Source organism: Streptomyces platensis, from assembly GCF_008704855.1.
In the GTDB taxonomy this organism is placed as follows: Bacteria; Actinomycetota; Actinomycetes; order Streptomycetales; family Streptomycetaceae; genus Streptomyces; species Streptomyces platensis.
This window is the reverse complement of sequence record NZ_CP023691.1, coordinates 299,948-322,815: the sequence shown is the minus strand read 5'-3', so window position 1 is coordinate 322,815 and position 22,868 is coordinate 299,948. Positions and strand designations below refer to the sequence as shown.

Genomic DNA, 22,868 nt, shown 5'->3' with positions numbered 1-22,868 from the left:
GAGCGCTCGGCTTCTTTCGACTAGGGGGCGGTCTTAGGGGCGCGGGGCCCGGCGGGTGTGGTGGCCTCCGGGCGGGCCAGCCGGGCGGAGGCTTCGAGGAGCAGGGCGTGGACGAATGCCTGGGGCAGATTGCCCAGCAACCTGCGTTGGGCGACGTCGTACTCCTCCGCGTACAGGCCGGGCGCGCCGCAGGCGTCGCGGTTGCGCTCGAACCAGCGGTAGGCGTCGAGCTCATTGCCTTGCTGGTGTTCACCGAGCGCGATGACGAAACCGCAGAGGAGGAACGCGCCTTCGGCTTTGCTGAGGGGCCGGTCGTCGTGCCGGAAGCGGTAGGCGAAGAACCCGTCGGTCAGGTGGGCGGTGCAGGCGCTGAGGGTGGCGCGGGTGCGGGGGTCATCGGCAGGTAGCAGACCCCGCAGGGGAGGCAGCAGCAACGCAGCGTCGAGTGAAGGGTCGTCGGGGGAACGTTGCCAGTGGCCGTCCGGGTGCAGGGCGCGCTTTTCGGTGTCGGTGAGGATGGCGTTGGCCAGGGCGGACCAGTCGCGGGCGGACGGGCCGCGGGGGGCTGCGCCGGCGATGCGGCGCAGACCGGCGGCGCAGATCAAGCGGCTGTGGGTCCAGTCCCGGTTGCCCAGTTCCCAGATTCCGGCGTCCGCCTCGCGCCACCGTCGCCGGACGGTGTCGGCGGCGATGCGGGCGGCCGCCCAGCCGTCGTCGTCCAAACGGCCGTGCTCGGCCGCGGCGGCGAAGAGCAGCAAGGCCTCACCGAAACAGTCGAGCTGGAATTGCCGGTTGACGTGGTTGCCGATCCGGTCGTAGCCACCGGGGTAGCCGGGCAGGTCGAGGGGGTGCTGGTCGGGGACGGGGTGTCCGGTGACGGTGTATGCGGGGCTGAGCCCCGGTCCGTCGGTGTGCAGCCGGGCCGTGGTGAAGCGGACCGCGTCGTCCAGCAGCGGGCCGGGGGCCGACGCGGCGACGGCTTGGCCCGCATAGGCCTGATCGCGGATCCAGACGTATCGGTAGTCGTAGTTGCGGCCCTCTTCGGCGCGCTCGGGCAGGCTGGTGGTGGCTGCGGCGACCATCCCGCCGTCGGCGCTCGTCATGCCGCGCAGCAGCGCGTACGACTGCCGGGCGTCGCGGACGGCGACGGTGTCGGTGAGAGCGGGCACCGCCGACGCCCAAGCCCGCTCGGTGGCCGCCCAGGCACGTTCCGGTTCGACGGCCGGCGTGCGCAGCGGCTCGCGGCTCAGCTCCAGCACCAGATCGCGCTGCTGCCCCGCCGCCAGGTCGAGCTCCAGTGCGAACCGGTCGCCGTCCCCGCCGGCCGGCCGGGCGTCCTCGGCACCCGACCACCGCAACGCCAGTCCGCCCAGCCGCGCCTGCCATTCGCCGGCCGGGCCTCGCCGTACCTCGCGCATTTGCTCCCGCCCGTAGGCCGCCACCGGGTGCAGCACCACCCGCACCCGGGCCGGCCCCTCGCGGGCCACGATGCGCCGCAGCAGCACCAGCCGGCCGGTCTCCCCGGGGAGCGCCAGCGCATCGCGGCACTCGATGATGCCGCTGCGTGTCACCCACCGGCTGCGCCAGATCAGCGAACCGTCCTCGTACGCACCGCCGGGCACGAACGCTTCCGCTGGAGTGACGGCATACAGGCCGCCGCCCCCGATGAGCGCGGCGAACACCGCCTCGTCGTGCCAGCGCGGCGCGCACAGCCAGCAGATCTCGCCGCGCGGGCCGACCAGGGCGCCGCGTTCGCCGTCGGCGAGCAGTGCGTAACTGCCCAGGTCCTGCGGTGGATAGCGCAGGTCTTCGTCGGGCCGGTGATCGGTGCTCATCGTCGCCGTGTCCTCAGGTGATGCGGTAGGGATCGGCACGGTCGGCGCGCAGCGTGAGCCCATGGCCGGGTGACCCGCCCTCGCCCGGCCCTACGGTCCCGCCCGCCGGGTCCAGCACGCCGCTGAAGAACAGGTTCTCGATGCGCACGTGGTCGTGGAACCACTCCAGGTGCCGCAGGTTGGGCAGGGACGCCGCCGCATGGGCGTGTACGTGCGGTGCGCAGTGCCCGGAGATCTGCAGACCGGCCGCCTCGGCCAGCGCCGCCGCCCGCAGCCACACGGTCAGACCGCCGCAGCGGGTGGCGTCGGCCTGCAGGCAGTCCACGGCGCCGGCCTGGAGCAGATGCCAGAAGTACGGCAGCGTGTAGCCGTACTCCCCGGCCGTCACGTCGGCCGCGACGCCGGCCCGGACCTGCGCCAGACCGGCCCGGTCGTCGGAGGAGACCGGCTCCTCGAACCATGTGACGCCGTGCGCGTCGAGGTGCGGGCCGAGCCGAATGGCCTGTTTGCGGGTGAAGGCGCCGTTGGCGTCGACATAGAGTTCCGTGGCGTCGCCGATACTCTGCCGGGCGCGCGCGATACGCCGGCGGTCCCGCTCCTCCGCCGCACCCCACGACTCACCAATCTTGATCTTGACCCGCGGAATGCCCTGCTCCGCGACCCAGGTGCGCAGCTGCCGGTCCTGCTGCCCGTCGTCGTACGTGGTGAAACCGCCGCTGCCGTACACCGGCACCTCGGTGCCGCTCGCCCCCAACAGCCCGACGAGCGGCACCTGGAGCAGCCGCGCCTTGAGGTCCCACAGAGCGATGTCCACGGCCGAGATGGCGCCCGCGACCAGACCGGGCCGCCCGGCATTGCGCACCGCACGGGACATCGCCTCATTGGCGCCAGGCACATCCAGCGCGCAGCGGCCGCCCACCAGGCCGGCCAGCTGCTCATCGATGACCTGGGCGGTGGCCGTTGCCCCGTAGGTGTAGCCCAGGCCCGTCGTGTCGCCGGAGCGGACCTGAGCCACGACCATGGTGGTGGACTCCCAGGCCAGCGTGCCGTCGCCCTCGGGGGCATCGGTGGGCACCCGGTAGACCGAGGTGGCCACCGAGTCGACGACGGGGTCCGCGCCCCGGACGTGGTGCCCCACCATCAGTCCTGGTGGTGTTTCCGGCCCGGGAGAAACTCCTGGACCTTGGCCTTCAAGCCCTGCTTGACCATTGCCGTGCGGTCGCTGTCGCCCTTGAGGACGGCGGTGGCCGCGGCCTCGATCTGGTCGAGTTCGGCGTGTGGCGGGATCGGCGGGACGGCGGGGTCGGTTCGGAAGTCGATGACGAAGGGGCGGTCGGCGGCGAGCGCCTGGCGCCAGGCGTCCACCACCTCGCCGGGCTTTTCCACCCGGACGCCGCCGAGCCCGATGGAGCGCGCGAAGTCGGCGTAGGGCACGTCCGGGAGCGCCTGTGAGGCGAGGAATTGCGGGGCGCCGGACATCGCGCGCATTTCCCAGGTGACCTGGTTGAGGTCCTGGTTGTTCAGGACGGCCACGATCAGGCGCGGGTCATGCCACTCCTGCCAGTACTTGGCCGCGGTGATGAGTTCCGCCATGCCGTTCATCTGCATGGCGCCGTCCCCGACGAGGGCCAGCGCCGGCCGTTCCGGGTGGGCGAACTTCGCTCCGATGACGTACGGCACGCCCGGGCCCATGGTGGCGAGCGTCCCGGAGAGCGAACCGCGCATCGTGCCGCGCATCCGCAGATGCCGCGCGTACCAGTTGGCGGCCGAGCCGGAGTCCGCGGCCAGGATGACATCGTCCGGCAGCAGCGGATCCAGCGCGTGCACGACGTACTCCGGGTTGATCGGATCGGCCTCCACGGCAGCGCGCCGCTCCATGACCTCCCACCAGCGGGCCGTGTCCTTGGCGATCTTCTTGCGCCACTCGCCGTGCTTCTTGCGCTTGAGCTGGGGGAGCAGCCGCTGCAACGTCGTCTGCGCATCGCCGACGAGATTGACCTCGAAGGGATAGCGCATCCCGACCATGTGCGGATCGATGTCGATCTGCACCGCCCTGGCCTGGTCCAGCTCCGGCATGAACTGGGTGTAGGGGAAGCTGGATCCGATGACGAGCAGGGTGTCGCAGCCCTGCATCAGCTCGTACGACGGGCGGGTCCCCAGCAGGCCGATGGCGCCCGTGACATACGGCAGGTCGTCGGGGAGCGCGTCTTTGCCCAGCAGCGCCTTGGCCACTCCCGCGCTGAGCACCTCGGCGATCTGCTCCACCTCTGCGCGTGCCCCGCGGGCACCCTGACCGATCAGGACGGCGACCTTTTCCCCGGCGTTGAGCACCTCGGCCGCGCGGGACAGGTCGTCGTCGCTCGGGACCGGCGCGTAGGAGGCCATACCGAGGCTGGAGGGGACCATCTTGAAGGCGTGGGTGGGCGGCGAGTAGTCCAGTTCCTGAACGTCCGCCGGGATGATCACCGCGGTCACCGTCCGCCGGCCATAAGCGGTGCGCATCGCCCGGTCGATGGCGTTCGGCAGCTGCTCGGGGACGGTCACCATCTCGCAGAAGTCGGAGGCCACGTCCTTGTACAGGCTCAGCAGATCGACTTCCTGCTGATACGAGCCGCCCATCGCGCTGCGGTTGGTCTGCCCGACGATCGCCACGACCGGTACGTGGTCGAGCTTGGCGTCATAGAGGCCATTGAGCAGATGGATCGCGCCGGGCCCGGACGTGGCCGCGCAGACGCCGACCTTGCCGGAGAACTTCGCATACCCGACGGCCTGGAACGCGGCCATCTCCTCGTGCCGCGCCTGGATGAACTTCGGCTTGTTGTCCGCACGTTCCCAGGCGGCAAGCAGCCCGTTGATGCCGTCACCGGCATAGGCGAAGACATGCTCGACGTCCCACTCGCGCAGACGCTCAAGAATGTGGTCGGAGACCTTGTTCGACACTGAAGCTCCTTCTCTGCTGGTCAGGTGCGTCGCCGCAGGAACGCCGCACCCGCCGCGACCGCCGCCGCGCCCGCGACAGCGAGAGCTGCGGCGGTCACCAGGCGGGCGTCGCGGGCCTCGGACCGCGGTCGTTCGGCGAGCCGTTCCGGATAGTGGGCGGGTGCGGGGCCGTCGAGGGCGAGCGCCAGCGCCTCGGCCAGGTGCAGTGCGCCCCGGCCGGTACCGCCGCTCGCGATCTGGGTACGGCAGCTGAAGCCGTCGGCCAGGACCAGCGCACCGGGCGACGCCTCGCGCACGGCGGGCAGTACGCCCAGTTCCCCGATGTCCATCGACAGGTCGTAGTGGCCGCGTTCAAAGCCGAAGTTGCCCGCCAAGCCGCAACAGCCGGCGTCCAGGACCTCGGTCTCCAGCCCGGCCCGGCGCATCAGCTCCCGGTCGGCTTTGTCCTTGAGCACGGCATGTTGGTGGCAGTGGGGCTGGACGATGGCCGTCCGGGCGAGCCGCGGCGGCTGCCAGCCCTCGGGGGCGTGATGGACGAGCTGTTCGGCAAACGTGCGGACCTGCCCGGCCAGCCGCTGGACGTCCAGATCCCCCGGGATCAGCTCCGGTGCGTCGGCGCGGAAGACCGCGGTGCACGACGGTTCCAGCGAGACGACCGGCGTGCCCGCCTCCAGCCACGGGCGCAGCACCTCGACGGTCCGGCGCAGCACCCGCTTCGCCGTGCGCAGCTGCCCGGTCGAGATCCACGTCAGTCCGCAGCACACGCTCCGCTCGGGGACGGCGACCCGGAAACCGGCGTCCTCCAGGACGCGCACCGCCGACTTCGCCACGTTGGGATGGAGATGATTGCTGAACGTGTCCGGCCAGAGCACCACCGTCCGCGGATCCGCGGGGTCCGGCTGCGGCAGGCCCCGGGCCCGGAACCACTCGGCGAAGCTCAGCTCGGCGAAGGCGGGCGCCTCCCGCTCGGCCGCCACGCCCGCCGCCCGCTTGCCCAGCCGCGCCAGTACCGGCGCGTGCAGCGCCGCATTGACCAGGCGCGGGGCCACTCGCGCCAGCCGGGCCCACACCGGCAGCCAGCCCAGCGCATAGTGCGCGGCCGGGCGCAGCCGACCCGCATAGTGGTGCGAGAGGAACTCCGCCTTGTACGTCGCCATGTCGACGCCGGTCGGGCAGTCGGACTTGCAGCCCTTGCACGCCAGACACAGATCGAGCGCGTCCCGCACCTCCGTCGAGCGCCAGCCGTCCGTGACGGCCGAATCGGGATGGCCGTCAAGCATCTCGAACAGCAGCCGCGCCCGCCCCCGGGTCGAATGCTCCTCCTCACCGGTGGCCCGGTAGGACGGGCACATCACCCCGCCACTGTGGGACCGGCAATTGCCGATCCCCACGCAGCGCAGCACCGCCCGGCGGAAGGAGTGCTCGTCCTCGGGATAGCCGAAGTACGTCTCGGGCGCCGTCGGCCGCCACTCCGCTCCCAGCCGGAGCCCTTCGTCGACCCGGCGCGGGGTCACGACCTTGCCGGGATTCATCCGGTTGTCCGGGTCGAACAGCGCCTTGAACTCCCCGAAAGCGGTTACCAGCCGCTCCCCGAACATCTTCGGCAGCAGCTCGCCGCGTGCCTGCCCGTCACCGTGCTCGCCGGAGAGCGACCCGCCGTACGACACCACCAGATCGGCGGCGCGCAGCAGGAACCGGCGAAAGTCGGCTACGCCGTCGGCGCTCTTCAGGTCGAAGGGGATACGGGTATGCACACAGCCCTGGCCGAAGTGTCCGTAGAGGGAGGGGTGGTCATAGCCGAACTCCCCGAAGAGTTTCTTCAGATCGCGGAGATAATCCCCGAGCCGCTCCGGCGGCACGGCCGAGTCCTCCCAGGTCTCGCGGTCGTCGGGCGGCCGCGCGGTCACCCCCAGACCCGCCTCGCGCGCCCTGAGCATCTGCTGCTCACGCTGCGGATCGTCGGAGAACACCACCGACGGATCGCCCTCGTCGCGCCCCAGCTCCCGCAGCAGCTCGCGGCCCTGCTGGTCGACGTCCGCCACACTCTCCCCACTGAACTGCACCAGCAGCCAGCTATCCCCCTCCGGGAGCCGCTCCAGCGAGTCCAGATAGGCACCTTCCTCGCGCATCAGCTGCGCCATCCGCCCGTCCAGCGCCTCCAGCTGCGTGGGACGGCACAGCTCCAGCAGGCGCGGCACCTCGTCCGCCGCGGCACAGATGTCGCGGTAGCCGAGCACCACCATCGACTCGCACGCCGGCACCGGGACGAGATCCAGCTCGGCCCGTAGCACGGTGACGAGCGTGCCCTCGCTGCCCACCAGGGCGCGGGCGAGGTCGAAGCCGTTCTCCGGCAGCAGCGAGTCGAGGTTGTAGCCCGACACCCGCCGCGGAATCTTCGGAAAGCCGCGGCGGACGTCCCCCCGGTAACGGTCGATGAGCTCCCGCGCCCCCTTGTACAGCTCCGCCCGGCGGCCACCGGCCGCCACGGCCCGCTCGTACTCCTCGTCCGAGGTGGGCCCGACCCACATCCGGGCACCGTCGTAGGTGAGAATCTCCAGCCGCCGCACATTGTCGACCGTCTTGCCGTACGCCTGCGCCGACGCCCCACACGAATTGTTGCCGATCATCCCGCCCAGCGAACAGTGGCTGTGCGTCGACGGCTTGGGCCCGAACTTCAGCCCCACATCGGCGAGTTGACGATTGAGTTCATCCAGGACGATGCCCGGCTCGACCACACAGGTGCGCCGCTCCGCGTCTAACGACACCAGGCGGTTGCAGTACTTCGTCCAGTCGATGACAACGGCGGTATTGGTGCACTGCCCGCCCAGGCTGGTCCCGCCGCCCCGGGAGAGCACCGGCGCCCCGAACTCCGCACACACCGCAACCGTGCCCGCCCCCGCCTCGACGCTCCGGGGCACCACCACCCCGATCGGAATCTGACGATAGTTCGAACCGTCGGTGGAGTAGGCACCCCGGCTGCCGGCGTCGAAACGGACCTCGCCGTCGACCCGCGCCCGTAGGGCCCGCCGCAGAGCTCCGGTATGCAGCCCCGACGCTCCGCCATCCGCGGTGCCTGCGTTGTGCTCCACCACCACACCTCCCGCCGGTCCGCGTGCAGCCGCGAGCCGGCCACAGGACACGCGTTCCCCCGCGGGGGCACAGCTAACGCTAGGGCCGGCGTGGATTGCTCCAGGTGGGGCTGCGGAGACGTCATGGCGTCTTTCGCGTCTCGACGCGGATCTCGCGCAGCGTAAGCGATGGAAGGCGCAGCGTGACGCGCCGCGGGGGAAGGTGCGCGGGAGGAGATCCCGGAGGGCTGATGGGAGCGCGGTGGGCTGCGCCGTGCATCGTTCTCGCCGGACTTGGCGCTTAGCTGGGGCTATGGCTGGCGCCGAGTAGGGGTGGCCGGTCTTGCCGCTCAGGTGGTCGGCGCACGGGTTTGGCAGCAGGCTGGGAAGCACGGATGCAATCGCTCGGGTGCTTGTTCTCGCCTCGCGGGCCGGAGGTGTCACATGAGCATGGGGACGTTGTCGCTCGCCCGGCCGCGTACGTTGGTCCTGCCTGGTGTTTACCGGCCGCAGGAGGACACACGGCTTTTGCTGCGTGCTCTGTACCGCGAGGGCGTGAGGGCGGGGACCGAGCTATTGGATCTGGGGTCGGGCAGCGGGGCCCTGGCGGTCGGAGCGGCACGGCGTGGCGCCCGGGTAACCGCGGTGGACATCTGCTGGCAGGCCGTGCTGACCACGAGGGTCAATGCGTGGCTTTCGAGGCAGCGGGTCACCGTCTGCCGCGGCGACCTGACCGCGGCGGTTCGGGGCCGCTCTTTCGACATGCTCGTCAGCAATCCGCCGTACGTACCCGCGGCCGGACACCGCCCGCCCCGGGGGCCGGCCCGCGCTTGGGACGCGGGACACGACGGTCGACTGCTCGTGGACCGTATCTGCGATGCCGCGCCGCGGGCGCTGCGTCCCGGGGGCGTCCTGCTCATGGTTCATTCCGGTCTGTGCGGCACCGAGGACACCTTGGAGCGGCTATCGTCCGCGGGGCTGCGGGCGACGGTCAGCGACCGCGCGGTCATACCGTTCGGCCCGGTCCTGCGCTCCCGGCTGGCCTGGCTGCGCTGCCGAGGCCTGCTGGCCGAGGCCCAGGACGCAGAGGAATTGGTGATCATCCGTGCCGAGAACTCCTGAGCGTCCGCGCCGCATCACCCTCGTCCGTAACGGCCCGCTCCTGGTGGAGGGGCCGGTGGAAGTGGTCGGTGACGACGGTTCGGTAGCCGTCTCCCGCCGCTTCACCGTCGCGATCTGTGTGTGTCGACGCAGCCGCAGCTACCCCTGGTGCGACACCAGCCATCGCACTCGTTGCAAGCCCGCGTCCGCTCCCGCAGACAGCGCCAACTGCACGGCAGGGGACCGGAGTCGGGCAGGAGAGCAGTGATGACAGACGATCTCGGAACTGCCCGGCCCGGCAGGCCCCAAGTTCCGCCACCGCGCGGCTGCCTGTCCCGCATGGTGACCTCGTGGCTCCGCACCGGGGAGGGGCCCCTGCCAACCCGGGAGGAGGTCCGGCGCGAAGGCCCGTACGGGGCGGATCTCCAGCTTGCCCTCTACGTACTGTACGAACTGCACTATCAGGGCTTTGACCACGTGGACGACGACCATGAATGGGCTCCCGAACTGCTGGTGGTGCGGCGCTACCTGGAAGAGGCATTCCTCTCGGCGCTGCGTGCCGACGTCCTGGCGCTCGGTGTGCGGGAAGCAATGGACGGTCTGCTGACGGAGCCCGCCGCCGACGACGGCACCAGCGTCACCCACTACTTGAAGCGCGAAGGGCGGCTGTGGCAGCTGAGGGAGTACGCGGCCCTCCGCTCGCTGTACCACCTCAAGGAAGCAGACCCGCATGCCTGGGTCCTCCCTCGTCTACGGGGCCGCGCCAAGGCCGGGATGGCCGCCATCGAATTCGATGAGTTCGGCGCCGGACGTGCCGAGGACATCCACGCCCAGCTCTTCGCCGACCTCATGGCAGAACTGGCACTGGAGACCGAATACGGGCACTACCTCGACCTGGCACCCGCGGAAACGCTCGCCCTCGTCAATCTCATGTCCCTGCTGGGACTGCACCGGTCCCTGCGAGGGGCACTGATCGGCCACTTCGCCACGGTCGAGGTGACCTCCTCGCCAGGATCACGACGTCTCGCTGAAGCCATGCGCCGCACAGGCGCCGGCCCCGCCGCGGAGAGGTTCTACGACGAGCACGTCGAAGCGGACGCCGTCCATGAACAGATCGTCCGCACAGAAGTGGTCGACGCTCTGTTGAAGGACGAGCCGGAGCTGGAACCCGATGTCGCCTTCGGAATCGGTGCCACCACACTTCTCGAGGGCCGACTTGCCACCTCTCTCCTTGCCGCCTGGCGGGAGGACCGCAGCGCACTGCCGGCACCGTTGCCGCACGTCCGCGCCCGCGAGCCCGCACGGAGCGCGACCTGAAAGCCGCGTCCTCATCAGCTGGACGGAGAACGACAGGAGGGTGTGATGGACGAGACCACCGAGAGCCTCTGGGATCCGGCAGGGATCACGCGCTTCCAGGAGCCTCCGCCCGCCGTGACTGCGGCGCGCGCGTCCTTGGCCTCGAGCGGAGTCCATCTCATGCCCGCAGTCGCCGTGAGGGCACACTGTGGCGCCGGAGAGGAGGACTGGGCGCGCTTCGCCACGCACTGGGAGGATCTCGCCCGGGACCGGTACGCCTCAGAACGCGGAACCTGCCGACTGCGCCGCTACGGACAGTTCTCGCTCACCCCCGCCACCGGTGAGCTGTCCCAGTTGCCGGACACCCCGTTCGTGCAGCCGGACCGGAGCAACCCGCTCTACGTGGACGTCGACCGGCACTTCGATCCGCTCACCGACGCGTTCGTTGCGGACCCCCTTCTGCGCTCGGTCGTGACGCTGCTCGGGGATCTCGCGGGCGCCCTGGAACCCGCCGCCTGCTGGATCGCGAAGGTCCATCCGTTCCGGGTCGTCGCCCCCGCCGGCGGCGAAGGACAGCCGACTCCGGAGGGCCGGCACCGCGACGGAGTGACACTGGTTTCGTCCTTGCTGGTCGGCCGCCGTCATGCGACCGGGGGCCGGAGCGCCGTCTTCGCTCCGGACGGGCACGAACTATTCTCGGCCACTCTGGACGAACCCGCGAGTCTGCTCGTGTCGGACGATCGCCACACGTTGCACAGCGTGTCGCCCATCCGCCCGCTGGATCCGCCCCGGCCCGGGCACCGGGATGTGTTGGTCACTACTCTCACGCCGGCCTGACAGTGAGGTGTCCCGACAGTGTCCCGACGGATGCCCTGGCTGACCTTCCTTGTCCGGGCGTGAGTGGTGGGGGAGACCGGGCTGGGCGCCGATAGAGGGCCCCGCCACGGCGGGGGGACGGTGTTCACGCCCTACGTCGGCCGGACGTCAACTGCGCAAGGTCGTCCACGACATCCGCGACATGTGCACGATGGCGCCACGAGGCCCGCTGACGCTGAGCGCCGCAGCCCCGCTCGGCGAGTCGGCGCAGGAAGCCCATGGCTCGGTCGAGGTCCCCGTGCTCCTCCAGCGCGGGACGCACAAACTCGGCGAGCCGGGCGGCCTGCACGGAGCAGGGCAGGACCCGGCCCGTCAGCGCGTCGACCCCCTTGCCGGCCCACCCGTCGCGCGCCGCTCGCCAGTAGGCGGCCCGAACCAGTTCGCTGCACGTCTCGGGGCCCGTGTGGCCACGCCGCACCAGCGCACCTGCGGTCAACACAAGCGCCCGGATCAGCACCGCCAGGCCGACGGTGTCCGCCGCCTCCGCCTGGACATCCATGACCCGGACCTCCACGGTGGGGTACCGGGGATTGGGTCGCACGTCCCAGAAGGGGACGCCGGCATCAAGCATCGCCTCTGATTCCTGCAGGGCGGCGGCAAGCCGCTCATAGTGGTCCAGGGACTCGACATACGGCGGGGCCCCCAGGGCTGGGAACCGGCCCCTGATGACGGTGCGCCAGCTGGCATATCCCATGTCACGCGCGTTGAGAAAAGGCGAGTTGGCGCTCATCGCTACGAACAGTGGCAGCCACGGCCGCAGGTGGTTACCGACCAGCACCGCCTCCTCCCGGTCCGGCATGTGTACGTGGACATGCGCGGCGCAGATGGCAAATCCGTCGAGCAAGGTCCCGAACTGGTCAAGGCCGGCCCGGTAGCGCGGATGATCTCCAATGATTGCCGGGCCCTCGCGTCCGATGACCGGTGTACCGGAAGCACAGATGCCGACCCCTTCGGCCTGCGCGGCCGACGCGGCGGCCCCCCGCACCGTCACCAGCTCGTCGTACAGGTCGGCACCCTCTCGGCAAGGGGGCGTCTTCACCTCAACCTGACACTCATCGAATTCCCCCGAAACGAGATCACCTACCGCTTCCCGGGCACGCGCCACCACCCGGCTGGCTCGCGATGCCACCGCCCGGCTGCCCGGATCAATGAGAAAGAACTCTTCCTCCACGCCCAGGGACGGGGCGCCGGCATGTCGCGCCGGCACAGAGTCGGAGCAGGGCCTGCTGTTCATCGCCCCACCAGGACTGCTCCATTCGGGCGGCCGTAGGGAGCGAGGGGGGCAGCTGGCCGAGCAGGTCCACGGGCTTCTGATTCGGGCAGCGGCTCTGGCGCCCAGACGAGGCAGGACTCGTCTTCGTATCTGCTCGTTTCATGCGTCTCCATGACCGGCGAGGTGAGGTGTAGCGACGACTGGCTCGCGCCGCCACAGCGAAACTCGGGAGGGTCCGGCGCCGGCCTCTCATCCACCGGGGCCCGCCGGGCTGCCTTGGCGGCATCGGGGGAGCCACCGCGCTCATAGAGCGCGCAACAGACCAGCGGACACCCAGCGTGGGTACCGGAACCCTCGGTAGCCTTCATCACCATGGTGCGTGCCTCCTTGCTCCGGTTCTGTCTACGCCGTGGCGGGTGGCTTTCTGAAAGGGCTCCTAAGGAAGTGGTGTGCCGCCGGTGGCATTGAGGATCTCGCCGGTGATGTAGCTGGCCTGCGGCGAGGCGAGGAAGACGTAGGCGGGAGCCATCTCCGCAGGCTGGGCGGGCCGCCCTAGCGGTGACTGCTTGCCGAAGGTTGTGGTGTCTGGGAGCGTCGCCGGGATCAGAGGCGTCCACACCGGGCCGGGAGCGACCGCGTTGACGCGGATGCCGTCGGAGGCCAGCATCTGGGCCAGCCCCTGGGTGAAGGTGACGATGGCGCCCTTGGTCATCGCGTAGTCGAGCAGGTGCGGGCTGGGCTTGTATGCCTGCACAGAGGCGGAATTGAGGATGGCCCCGCCCTGAGGAATGTGCGGCAGGGCCATCTTCGAAAGCCAGAACATGCTGTAGAGGTTGGTGCGGACGACGCGGTCGAACTGTTCGGTGGTGATGGCGCTGATGCCGTCGGGCTGTGACATCTGGTAGGCGGCGTTGTTGACGAGGATGTCGATCCTGCCGAACTCCGTCACTGCGCGTTCGACGAGGCGTTCGCACTGCGCCTCCTCGCGGACGTCGCAGGGCACCGCCACCGGCGTACGTCCGGCTTCCTCGATGTGGCGGGAGGTCTCGCCGGCTTCTTCGCTCTCTTCCGGGAGGTAGGTGAACAGGACGTCTGCGCCCTCGCGTGCGAAGGCCAGGCAGACAGCCCGCCCGATGCCGGAGTCCCCGCCGGTCACCAGGGCCTTGCGTCCTTCCAGAAGGCCGCTGCCCTGGTAGGACTCCTCTCCGTGGTCAGGGGGAGGGTCCATGGGCCCCGTCCAGCCCGGGTGGGCCTGGTCTTGCTGCTCGAACTCCGGCTGAGGGTGTTTCGTGACCGGGTTCTGTTCGTCTCGGTTGTCGCCTGCCACTTCAGATCTCCTTCATCGGCATGAGAAAGGTGGGGAGCCTGCGCGACGCATGGACGGACCGGGGATCGGGCGGAGAAGGTGACGTGCAGCCGGTTTGTGAGGCCTGGTACGGCTTGCGCTCCGGACGGTCCCGGGCAGTTCAAGGCGTGAGAACGGTCTTGATCATGCTGTCTTCCTTGGCCTGGAAGGTCTTGTAGGCGCGTGGCCCTTCTTCGAGGGGCAGTGTGTGGGTGGCGAATTCATCGACGCCCAGGACGTCGGCATCGGTGAGGAGCGGGAGGATGTCGGGCACCCAGTGCTTGACGTTGGCCTGGCCCATGCGCAGCTGGATCTGCTTGTCGAACATCGTCAGCATCGGCATGGGGTCGACGGCCCCTCCATACACGTCGATGAGCGAGATGGTGCCGCCGCGGCGCACGGCATCGACGGAACGTGTTGATGGCGGCCATGCTGTCCACGCCGGCTCGACCCATCATCTTCGCCCCGAGCGCGTCGGGCAGCAGGCCGGCGAACTGCTGGGCTGCCTTGGCCAAAGGTGTACCGGACTCTGCCTGCCCACCGGGGACTTGCCCGTAGAGTTTGGAGAAACCGAAGAGGGAGGCACCCATTCCGCGCTCGGTGACTTGAGTCGTCTCGCACTGTGACTGAAGCCCTTGGCCGCACATCCAGCATGTCCCGCTGGAGATGTTGAAGGGCATGACGACCCGGTCCCCGACCGACAGGGCGGTGACCTCCGGCCCGACCTCCTCTACGACACCCATCGGCTCATGGCCGAGAATGTCACCGGGATCGAGGTACGGCCCGAGCACCTCGTAAAGGTGCAGGTCAGACCCACAGATCCCGGTCGACGTGATTCGAACGATGATGTCAGTCGGGTCCACGATCTTGAGGTCGGGGACCGTGTCGATGCGAACGTCACGCTTACCGTGCCAGGTCAGAGCCCCCATAGCGTCTCCTTCGGGTCGCAGTGCCTTGCCAGGCCGCTATTACCTAGTCTGTCCCTAATTGGCGTCGGTGTGCGCAGGGCCGTCGGCGGTGGCGGGGGAAGGAAGATCACAGTTCCCGCTCTGGGGGCGCCAGAAACGGTTCCCCTGTCTGCTCAGGGCGCGAGGAGCGAGTCGTCATGCACCTGAGCTCCGGGGAGCTGGTGGTGGGCGGCGATCAGAGCCGCGTCCACGTCGGAGGTGCCGGTGGATATGCACAGGGCACAGGCAAGCTCTGTTATTCGTCCACGCGTCTCTGTGTCGCCGCGTTCTGCGTGTACAGCCTGCAACACGACGTACTCGTCTACGAGCTTGCGTAGTACTGCAGGGTGGGCCATTAGCATGCCGACTCCTCAGCCTGGGGGCTCTGATGTTCTCGGGTTGCAATCACGCCGGTACCCGGCCCACGACCACTCATGTGCCGGGGCCGCGCATTGAGGAGCCTCCGGTCCACTGGCCCTGATGCGGGCCCACCTTGTTCACGAACCCAGTCCCCACGTGAAGCTCGTCCGGGCCGGCCCCGGCCAGACGCCTCAGGTCGTCGCTACCGGGCGCTGCCACATGCTCAGCCTTTACGCGGCTTGGGCCTTGCCCGTGCCTCCATACGGTGCCAGCCACGACCACCACGCCAGTCCTCGGACTCGCTTTCGCCCCGAACGGCGAGTGACCGGCGCGTCCAGGTCGTGCTCGCTGTGCGCGCGGAGCGCGGGGACGATGTCGTCGGGGAGGGCCTCCGTGTAGGCCAACACCACGGCAAGGATGCGGCGCACCGCGGGGTCCGGGTGGGACAGCTGCCCGAGGAGTGCGGGCAGCCCCGCGCTGACGGCCAGTGACAACTGCTCCGCCCAGTGGCCGGCAAGAAAGAAGCCCTGGGTGTCGGGGGGCGCTCCCAGCTCCGCGCCAGCGCTGCCAACGCCGCACCGTTGCGGATGCCCGGCTCGTCGAGTTCGACATCGAAGTCCCGATAGGTGACGGAGTGCCAGTCGAAGGCGACAGTGTCGGCACCCGGTCCGTCACCTGCTTCCGGCCGGCCCGAGGCGTCATGAGCCCCGGGGCCTTCGTGTCGGGAGGCTCGGGGGCCGGCCTGTCGACTGATGAGTTCATGACGGGTAACGAGGGAAGCCCCCGTGAACGCCCTCGAGTTCGCCGGTCGCGGCGACCATGCGGAGCGCTCCACATGGCACTTTCCCCTGCTCCGAGCATCCGAACTGATGGCGCCGGTGAAATGCAGGCGCCAGGATGGCCCTATGGGCACAGGCAAGTGGAAAGCGCGCTTCTTGGCCGTACCAGGGGTGGCGGCACTGGTGTGGCTGGTGGTCACTGCCTTTCGGGACGGCTGGGGGGAAGCGGATCCTCTGGCGAGCGTTCTGGGAGCGGGTGCGGGTATCTTGGCGCTGCTTACCACGCTGCATTCCCAATCTGGCGCAGGCGGGACGGTGGTACCGCCTGTTCCCCCGCCGCCGGTGATACCGGAGTGGGTCGTGGACCGCGAGGAAGCGGAAGTGGTGGCGTCATTGGTGCGCCGCCGTGGCGGACGTGGATCGGTGGGCATCACCACCGGTCTGCATGGGGCGGGCGGTTTCGGGAAGACCACGCTGGCCCACGTCGTCTGTGCGCACCGCAAGGTGCGCCAACGGTTCCCTGGCGGCGTGCACGTGATCACGATCGGCCGCGATGTGCGCGGACGGGCCGCGATCGCGGCGAAGGTCGCGGAGGTGACCCGCTACGTCACGGGGGACACCATGGAAGCGGGAACCGATCCCGAGCAGGCAGGGGCTCGGTTAGGAGCCCTGCTTGATCTGCGTCCGCGTACGCTGCTGGTGCTCGACGACGTATGGGAGTCGGAGCAGTTGGCGCCGTTCCTCCGCGGGGGCGACAGGAACTGCGTGAGGCTCATCACCACCCGCAATTCGGCAGTCCTTCCCGGCGGAGCGGCTCGGATCGTAGTCGACCGGATGTCGCAGAAACAAGCGGAAGCTGTTCTCACTTATGGCCTGCCGGAGTTGGCGACGTCTTTGGTCCAGGACCTGGTGCTGGTGACCGGGCGCTGGGCGCTGCTGCTGCGTATGGCGAACCAGTGGCTGGCGGGGCAGGCTGCCACGGGCGCCGATCTCACACAGGCCGCCCGTCGCCTGCTCGAACGGCTGCAACATCGGGGCCCATCCGCAATCGATGGCGTGCCGCAGCCCGTGGCCGCATTGGACCTTGACGATCCCCAGCGCAGGAACCAGGCGGTGCGGGCCAGTATCGAGGCCGCCACCACGCTGCTGCCGTCCGAGGGGGGTCGTCGCTTCGCGGAGCTCGGCATCTTCGCGGAGGACGAAACGGTCCCGGTCAGTCTCGTCTGTCGGCTGTGGCAGGCGAGTGCCGGCCTCCACGAGATGGAGGCGCGCGCATTGTGCAAGCAGATGGCTGACCTGTCCCTGCTCAGTCTCGACGCGCAGACCGCCGGCGGGACGATCGCTCTTCACGACGTGGTGCGCGACTATCTGCGAAGCGAACTGGATCCAGAACTGCCCGCGGTTCATGCCTGCTTCATCGACGCGATTGCCCACGATGTCCCCTGGGCTCCCGCACCCCCCTCCCGTACGGGGCGGGTACGGGCATGGTGGGAGGTGTCCGACGGCTATCTTCTTGATCACCTGATCGAGCACATGGTCGAGGGCGGGCTGGCCATCCGAGCCGAGGAGGTGGCGTCCGACCTCCGATGGATCCGTGCGCGCCTGCACCAGCGGGGCCCTACGGCCCCATTGAACGATCTCTCACTGATCGCTACGCCTTCCGCCCGTCTCATGGCCCAGGAGCTGGGACGTGCCGCTCCGCTGCTGTCCCCCACGGAGCCCGGTCACTTCCTGGACGACATCCTGTACAGCCGACTGGGGAACGTCCCGTCCTGGCGCGCCCAGGCAGCGTCCCTTCCCCGGAGCGGAACGATCCTCGTTGACCAGTACACCCCGCCCGACTTGCCCGATCCCTGCTTCGTGCTGGACCTGACTGAACACGCCGGGACACTGACGGCGGCCGCGATCACTCCGGACGGCACTCGACTGGCGAGCGGGCATGCAGACGGCATCATCCATGTCTGGGAAGTCAGCACCGGAAGGCTATTGCGTACCCTTGCCAGCCAGTCCGGGCCCGTCAGCGCTCTCGCGATCGGCCCGGACGGCTCCCGCATTGCCGCAACCGGCACGGAAACGCGAAGGGTACGTCTGTGGGACCTCCGCGACGGTGAGCAGCTTCAGCAGTGGCACAGGAACAGCTACTCCTGGAATCCGGCAGCACTCGCCATCAGTGGGGAAGACGTCTGGATCGCCGAACAAAACGACACCGTCCACGTCACCATTCGCGGTCTCGTCTCCGGCACCCGGCACCATGCGGAGGACATACACCAGCCATGCCGCCCCGACGTACTATCGGTAAGCCCGGACGGCCGCTGGCTCGCCACCCAGGAACATCAACCCCCCATCCGCATCTGGGATATGCACGCCCCACGCCAGGTATCCCCCCGCCTGCTGACGCGGTGTAGAAGGCGGGCGTCCGCGCTCGCCATCAGCCCTGACGGACAGCGACTGGCCACGGCAGACCTTGACCACACCATCCGTATCTGGGACCTCGCGAGTAATGCCGGCCCGCGCGCCTTGACCGGCCACACGAGCCCAGTCGGAGCAATCAGTGTGAGCCCGGACGGCAGGTGGCTCGCCGCCGCAACCAGAACCGGTGACACGGCACGCGTATGGGACCTGGCCCCGTCACCGCCTGCCGTCAGCCGCGGCAGCCAGGTCTGGGACGTCGCGGTCAGCCCCGACGGGACCTGGCTCGTCACCGCGGACGCCGACCACACCCTCACCACCTGGAATGCCGCGACCGGCACGCTTCGACAAGTCTTCACCGGACCCACGGACCGGATCCGATCGGTCGCCATCACCCGGGATGGCGACCGGATCGTCACGGCTGGAATCGGCAGCAACCTGCGACTCTGGGACGCACACAGCGGCACATGTCTCACCCCCCTGTCCACCGGCTCTACTCAGTGGACAAGGGCACTCGTCGTTGCGCCGAACGCCGACTGGATTGCCACCGACGCCAGCGACAACACCATCCGCATCTGGGACTTGGCATCTGGCACGTGCCGGCACGCTCTGACCGGACACGGCCACCAGACACGCGCCCTGGCCGTTACCGCGGAAGGCGCGACTCTCATCAGCGCGGCAGACGACGGCTCCCTACGCCTGTGGAACCCGACGAGTGGTGAACTTCTGCGCTCCATAAGGGGGCACGGCACGCCAGTGAGCGCCTTGGCAGCAAGCCCGGACGGCCAGTGGATCGCCAGCGCCGGAAACGACCAGACCATCCGCCTGTGGAACGCCGCCGCCAGCGAGCCCGCACGTCTCCTGCCGGGGCACACTGCGTCGGTGAAATCCTTGGCCGTCAGCCCGGATGGCCAGTGGATCGCCAGCGCCGGAAACGATCAGACCATCCGCCTGTGGAGCACTGCCAGCGGCGAACCAGCAGCCCTGATGCGTACTGAGTCCACCCTGGCTGCCTGCGTTTTCTCCCCGCAGAGCACGTCCCTGTACGTTGCCTCGAACAGCGGTGTGTTCGCCTACGACATCCGCGGCGACGTGCAGTCCTAGTGCTGCTCCGCGGAAGTTCGTGGAGGGTGTTGATCAGATGGTCGATTCGTTGAGGTAGATGTCGCCTGCGCAGTCGAGAGCTTCCTCCAGGGATCCGGCGGGCAGCCCGCTGGGCAGGATGTTGTCCTTGTAGCTGTCGCTGCTGGCCAGGTAGAGGGCGAAGCCCCAGGTGTGCAGCACGCCGGTGAAGCGCAGGCGGCACAGCGGGATGCTCTGGTCTCCGGGCAACTCGGCTGTCACGTAGGCGACTCCAGCGCGAAAGCGGACCGCGATGGCCTCCACGTGTGGCCAGCGCTCACGGCCGTGGCGGTTCAGGCGCTGACGCAGGTGGTGCTGCATCGACTCCGGGGGGCTTCGGCACGGGCCCATCCTGCTGGATGCGACGCGTGGTCCGCCATGATCGTTGGCTGATCGACAAGCCTGAGACCTACGCGATCGAGCACAACGAGACCGCGAAGCCCTACCGCTGGACCTATGACGGAAGTCCACTCAAAGCCGCATGAGCCCAGCAGCCGTAGGCCGGAATCCGCACTGCCCGTAGAAGGACTCCAGGTGCGGCTCGTAGTCGACGTGCAACCACTCCGCGCCGCGTGTCCTCGCCTCGTTGGCGGCCGCCCGCACCAGCCGTATTCCGAGCCCTTTACGGCGCTCATCCGGATGCACCGTCGTATCCAGGATGAAGGCGTGCACACCACCGTCGCCGACGATGTTGACGAAGCCGACCAGCCGGCTCCCTCGACGCGCCGCGATCCACGCAAGGCTCCGCGACAACTTCGCTGCGAACACAGTCGGTTGGTGAGTCGGCCACGACGCTGCGAACAACTCGTTGAGTTCTGCATCCGTCAGGTCGGGGCGAACGACCAACACCTCATCGTCGGCCTGCGTCGAATCACTGATCACCATGCAGAGCAGCCTGCCATGCGTCCGCAGCCGTGATCACACCCTCCACGAACTTCCGCGGAGTAGCACTAGCGCATAACGGCGAAAGCATGTGCAGACCGTTTGCCAGGGCCCGTAGCGTTCCGGCAGGTCACGCCAGGAGATCCCGGTCCGGATCTTGTAGACCATCCCGTTGATGACCTGCCGGTCCGACACACGCGGCCGTCCCGTAACGGCCCGCGGTATCAGCGGAGCGAGTAACTCCCACTCCCGATCAGTGAGTTCATGGCGACGTATCACCCCACCATGCTCCACCAACCCGACGATCTTTGAAGACGGACCCTAGGCCCGCCAGCGGACGACGAGCCCATGGACTCAGCAATCGCGCGGCTATCTGGAATCAGTTCGTCGGACGACCAGGATCGGTCTGTTGGCATTCCGCGTATTTGTCCTTCACGTCCGAGGTGCACCCTTGGAAGCTGCTGTGCCGGCCGTCGGTGCCGTCCTTGGCGGGAACGGTGCCGGTGCCGTACCCGGTCCAGGTTTCCCCCATGTCGTTGGTGATCGTCCACGTGCCGGTCACGGTCTTCGTCAGCTGTCCCCGAGCGATCCACCCGTACTCGCCAGGTGGAATGTGGATGGTCACGAAGCCGCCATCAGTTTCGCTCGTGCTCCAACTATTCGACCAATTGCCTTGGACCGCGACACTGAACTGCGCACTCACAGGGCTTTTCTCGCCGCCCACGGTAATGCCCGCTGTCGTCGTGACGGAGCCTCCGGCGGTGTAGGTGTATCCGGTGGTCTGAGTCCAGTTCATCGACTGGTCCATGTCACGGCTCGTCCCGTTTTTCGCCGGTGGGCCGACGCTCACCTTCTCTATGCGACCGACGGTCGCCGTGGTGGCGCCGTCCACCTTGTACGTGGCGGAGGGGATGACGCTGGAGTGTTCGTCGAACTGCTTCAGGGCGTATCGGGTGGCCATCGCGTTGAGCTGGTCAGGGCGATTGATTCGCCCGCCGATGCCCCAAATCTGTGCTCTGTTGTCCCCGCTGCACGTCTCGACCCGCCCCGGTGCAAAGCGGCTCACCTCGGGGACAGACAGGCACAAATCGTCCTCTACGTGCCGAATGCGGTATCGGCTGTTACTCGCCGGCTGGACGTACCACTCGGCGTTCGTTTCGCCGCAGGCCGATTCGGTGAGGTCTCCGGGGTAGGTGCCGTCTTGCGGCACCTTGGCCAGGCACTGGCCGGAGGCGCTGTTCTTCAGGCGGAATTTCCCATCCTCACCAGGTTCCACCGTGAAATCATGTTCGGGTTTGCTGTCGCCGGCCTGGAGGGAGTAGACCGTGCCGCCTTCATACTCAGAGTCCCGTACGAGGTCAAAGGATCCGAAGGTTCCGGAGGGATCCGGGGTGAACAAATTGACAACGAATGGTTCAGCGTCACTCGCGGTGTCTGCCTGGGCTGGTGCTGCTACCAGCGGTGAGGTTGCCATGGCGAGGGTCGAGAGGACGGCGCCGATTACGCGGATTCCTGGTCTGTCTGATTGGCGTGCAATTGTCATGTCCGGATCCTTGTGTAGAGCTTTTCTCTTTGGGCGGCCTTGACGGGCTGGCTACTCCCGGGTGTTTGCCGGGGGGCCCGACGAGCCAGTCGCGTGGATAAAAACGTGTTAGCCGGCCCGTTACTCGGTCCGCCGTGAGGCTCAAACTATGGGCGAATGAGAATTGATACATCCGTCAACTGACGTATGCCTGCCATCGCATGCGAGCGAACGGCACCTGTTCGCACCTGCGGGAGTGAGGCTTCGTGACGTCTGCAATTGGACGTGGGGAGTGCCTCGTTCCGTGAACGGCACCCGGTGACAGCAGCGGGCTGCTTCCATGAGGAGGTCCGGGTCTCGGCCATAGGCCCCTGGTTGTGGTAGGCGTCGCGAAGGCCGTATCGGCCTCGTTGTGGTCGGCTCGGGTCTGGCGCAGCGCTTGCGTACGGTTGCTCTCCGTGGCCCGAAGCGAGGCACTGGAGAGGATGTGGGCAAGGGCGCTACGTCGTGTGGCTGACTGCCGCGGCGGTTCAGGGCGCGGGGGCGGGGCTGGCCCGCTCCGGGACGAGCTTCTTGCCGATCCGACCTCCCGCGAACCCGACGGGCCTGCCCCCGGAGTCCGCCAGCAGCGTGGGTACAGCCACCAGTGCCAGAAGAGACCCCAGGTGCGTGACACCCCAGGTAATTTCCATGCCACTTTCCACACCCGCAGGAAGGAGCCTGGTACGTTCAAAGCGGTTCGTGAAGAGAGCTACTGCCCTCAAAAGCGTCCTGGTCGTCCATGCGAAGTCCTTTCTGATATGGACGGCTGAGCGCCCCGACGTTGGTTTGCCGCCCGCCGGGGCACATCAACGGACGCTACGTCCTTCCGAGTTGGTTTCGCGACGCGTGAGGCCCATATCGCGAGAAGACGCTTTTCTTTTCTTCTTCGCGCTGGTAAGTGCCACGCCATCGACACTCTTTCGCATTACCGCGTCGAACTGGTGAGCGCATTTCGGGGCTGGGTTCCTTTGGGGTTAGAGGGGGGTAAGGCGTTGGCCCGCAGGCCGAGTCCCTCATGCGCCCCTGGGCATCCCAGGGCGAGGGCTCGTGGCCGCCGGACTGGGAGCCCGGGGTGCTGTCGTCGTGGGTGCGGTGCGGATTTGGGGCCGCAGGCGACCGTCAGAGGCCAGT

General features: G+C 68.5%; 17 protein-coding genes and 1 pseudogene. 5 read left to right on the top strand and 13 right to left on the bottom strand.

Translation table 11 applies throughout. From position 1 onward, the window contains the following. Window positions 1–20: 20 nt before the first annotated feature. From CP981_RS01465 to CP981_RS01450, 4 genes are read right to left on the bottom strand one after another with little or no spacing between them, the layout of a single operon-like run. A complete protein-coding gene (locus CP981_RS01465; protein WP_085926664.1) occupies window positions 21–1,835 on the bottom strand; it encodes a glycoside hydrolase family 15 protein in 1,815 nt (604 codons plus the stop codon). Between the two features lie 13 nt (window positions 1,836–1,848). Further along, entirely contained in the window at window positions 1,849–2,976 is a 1,128-nt protein-coding gene (locus CP981_RS01460) for an enolase C-terminal domain-like protein (RefSeq protein WP_085926663.1), read from the bottom strand. Continuing rightward, a complete protein-coding gene (locus tag CP981_RS01455) occupies window positions 2,976–4,775 on the bottom strand; it encodes a thiamine pyrophosphate-requiring protein (RefSeq protein ID WP_085926662.1) in 1,800 nt (599 codons plus the stop codon). The genes CP981_RS01460 and CP981_RS01455 overlap by 1 nt, the downstream gene beginning before the upstream one ends. Before the next feature lie 20 nt (window positions 4,776–4,795). Continuing rightward, window positions 4,796–7,867: an FAD-binding and (Fe-S)-binding domain-containing protein gene (locus tag CP981_RS01450; protein WP_425282105.1), complete on the bottom strand. Its 3,072-nt coding sequence runs from the start codon at window positions 7,865–7,867 to the stop codon at window positions 4,796–4,798. 420 nt (window positions 7,868–8,287) lie between these two features. Here CP981_RS01450 and CP981_RS01445 point away from each other — a divergent pair, with 420 nt between their 5' ends. The 4 genes from CP981_RS01445 to CP981_RS01430 all read left to right on the top strand — a co-directional run bounded on the left by CP981_RS01445 (window position 8,288) and on the right by CP981_RS01430 (window position 11,077). Next, window positions 8,288–8,965, top strand: a complete 678-nt coding sequence (locus CP981_RS01445) for a HemK2/MTQ2 family protein methyltransferase (RefSeq protein ID WP_085926661.1) — start codon at window positions 8,288–8,290, stop codon at window positions 8,963–8,965. Next, window positions 8,949–9,212, top strand: coding sequence for a CDGSH iron-sulfur domain-containing protein (locus CP981_RS01440; RefSeq protein ID WP_085926660.1), 264 nt, complete (start codon window positions 8,949–8,951; stop codon window positions 9,210–9,212). The genes CP981_RS01445 and CP981_RS01440 overlap by 17 nt, the downstream gene beginning before the upstream one ends. Before the next feature lie 71 nt (window positions 9,213–9,283). Next, on the top strand, window positions 9,284–10,261 hold the full coding sequence (locus CP981_RS01435) for an iron-containing redox enzyme family protein (RefSeq protein WP_244329484.1): 978 nt from the start codon (window positions 9,284–9,286) through the stop codon (window positions 10,259–10,261). 159 nt (window positions 10,262–10,420) lie between these two features. Continuing rightward, the gene (locus CP981_RS01430; RefSeq protein WP_244329483.1) at window positions 10,421–11,077 is read left to right on the top strand and encodes a 2OG-Fe dioxygenase family protein; all 657 of its coding nucleotides are present in this window, start codon (window positions 10,421–10,423) and stop codon (window positions 11,075–11,077) included. Between the two features lie 124 nt (window positions 11,078–11,201). Here CP981_RS01430 and CP981_RS01425 read toward each other — a convergent pair whose 3' ends face one another. The 5 genes and pseudogenes from CP981_RS01425 to CP981_RS01405 form a co-directional block, all read right to left on the bottom strand. Then, on the bottom strand, window positions 11,202–12,350 hold the full coding sequence (locus CP981_RS01425) for a carboxylate-amine ligase (protein ID WP_085926657.1): 1,149 nt from the start codon (window positions 12,348–12,350) through the stop codon (window positions 11,202–11,204). Between the two features lie 415 nt (window positions 12,351–12,765). Further along, entirely contained in the window at window positions 12,766–13,656 is an 891-nt protein-coding gene (locus CP981_RS01420) for an SDR family oxidoreductase (RefSeq protein ID WP_085926656.1), read from the bottom strand. Window positions 13,657–13,795: 139 nt separating this feature from the next. Further along, window positions 13,796–14,603, bottom strand: a pseudogene (locus CP981_RS01415) (alcohol dehydrogenase catalytic domain-containing protein). A gap of 152 nt (window positions 14,604–14,755) precedes the next feature. Continuing rightward, complete coding sequence (locus CP981_RS01410) at window positions 14,756–14,977, bottom strand: DUF5133 domain-containing protein (RefSeq protein WP_341873706.1); 222 nt, start codon at window positions 14,975–14,977, stop codon at window positions 14,756–14,758. Between the two features lie 234 nt (window positions 14,978–15,211). Next, complete coding sequence (locus tag CP981_RS01405) at window positions 15,212–15,475, bottom strand: hypothetical protein (protein ID WP_085926654.1); 264 nt, start codon at window positions 15,473–15,475, stop codon at window positions 15,212–15,214. Between the two features lie 291 nt (window positions 15,476–15,766). On the opposite strand from CP981_RS01405, the gene CP981_RS01400 reads away from it, so the two are divergent. Then, entirely contained in the window at window positions 15,767–19,273 is a 3,507-nt protein-coding gene (locus tag CP981_RS01400; protein WP_085926653.1) for an NB-ARC domain-containing protein, read from the top strand. Between the two features lie 33 nt (window positions 19,274–19,306). On the opposite strand, the gene CP981_RS38365 is transcribed toward CP981_RS01400, so the two are convergent. The 4 genes from CP981_RS38365 to CP981_RS01380 form a co-directional block, all read right to left on the bottom strand. Beyond that, complete coding sequence (locus tag CP981_RS38365) at window positions 19,307–19,513, bottom strand: hypothetical protein (protein ID WP_244329482.1); 207 nt, start codon at window positions 19,511–19,513, stop codon at window positions 19,307–19,309. Window positions 19,514–19,762: 249 nt separating this feature from the next. After that, the gene (locus CP981_RS01390; RefSeq protein WP_085926651.1) at window positions 19,763–20,176 is read right to left on the bottom strand and encodes a GNAT family N-acetyltransferase; all 414 of its coding nucleotides are present in this window, start codon (window positions 20,174–20,176) and stop codon (window positions 19,763–19,765) included. Between the two features lie 33 nt (window positions 20,177–20,209). Beyond that, window positions 20,210–20,452 (bottom strand): transposase, encoded by a 243-nt coding sequence (locus CP981_RS01385; protein WP_167536039.1) that lies wholly within the window; start codon window positions 20,450–20,452, stop codon window positions 20,210–20,212. 100 nt (window positions 20,453–20,552) lie between these two features. Continuing rightward, entirely contained in the window at window positions 20,553–21,716 is a 1,164-nt protein-coding gene (locus CP981_RS01380) for an RICIN domain-containing protein (RefSeq protein ID WP_085926649.1), read from the bottom strand. Window positions 21,717–22,868 lie beyond the last annotated feature (1,152 nt).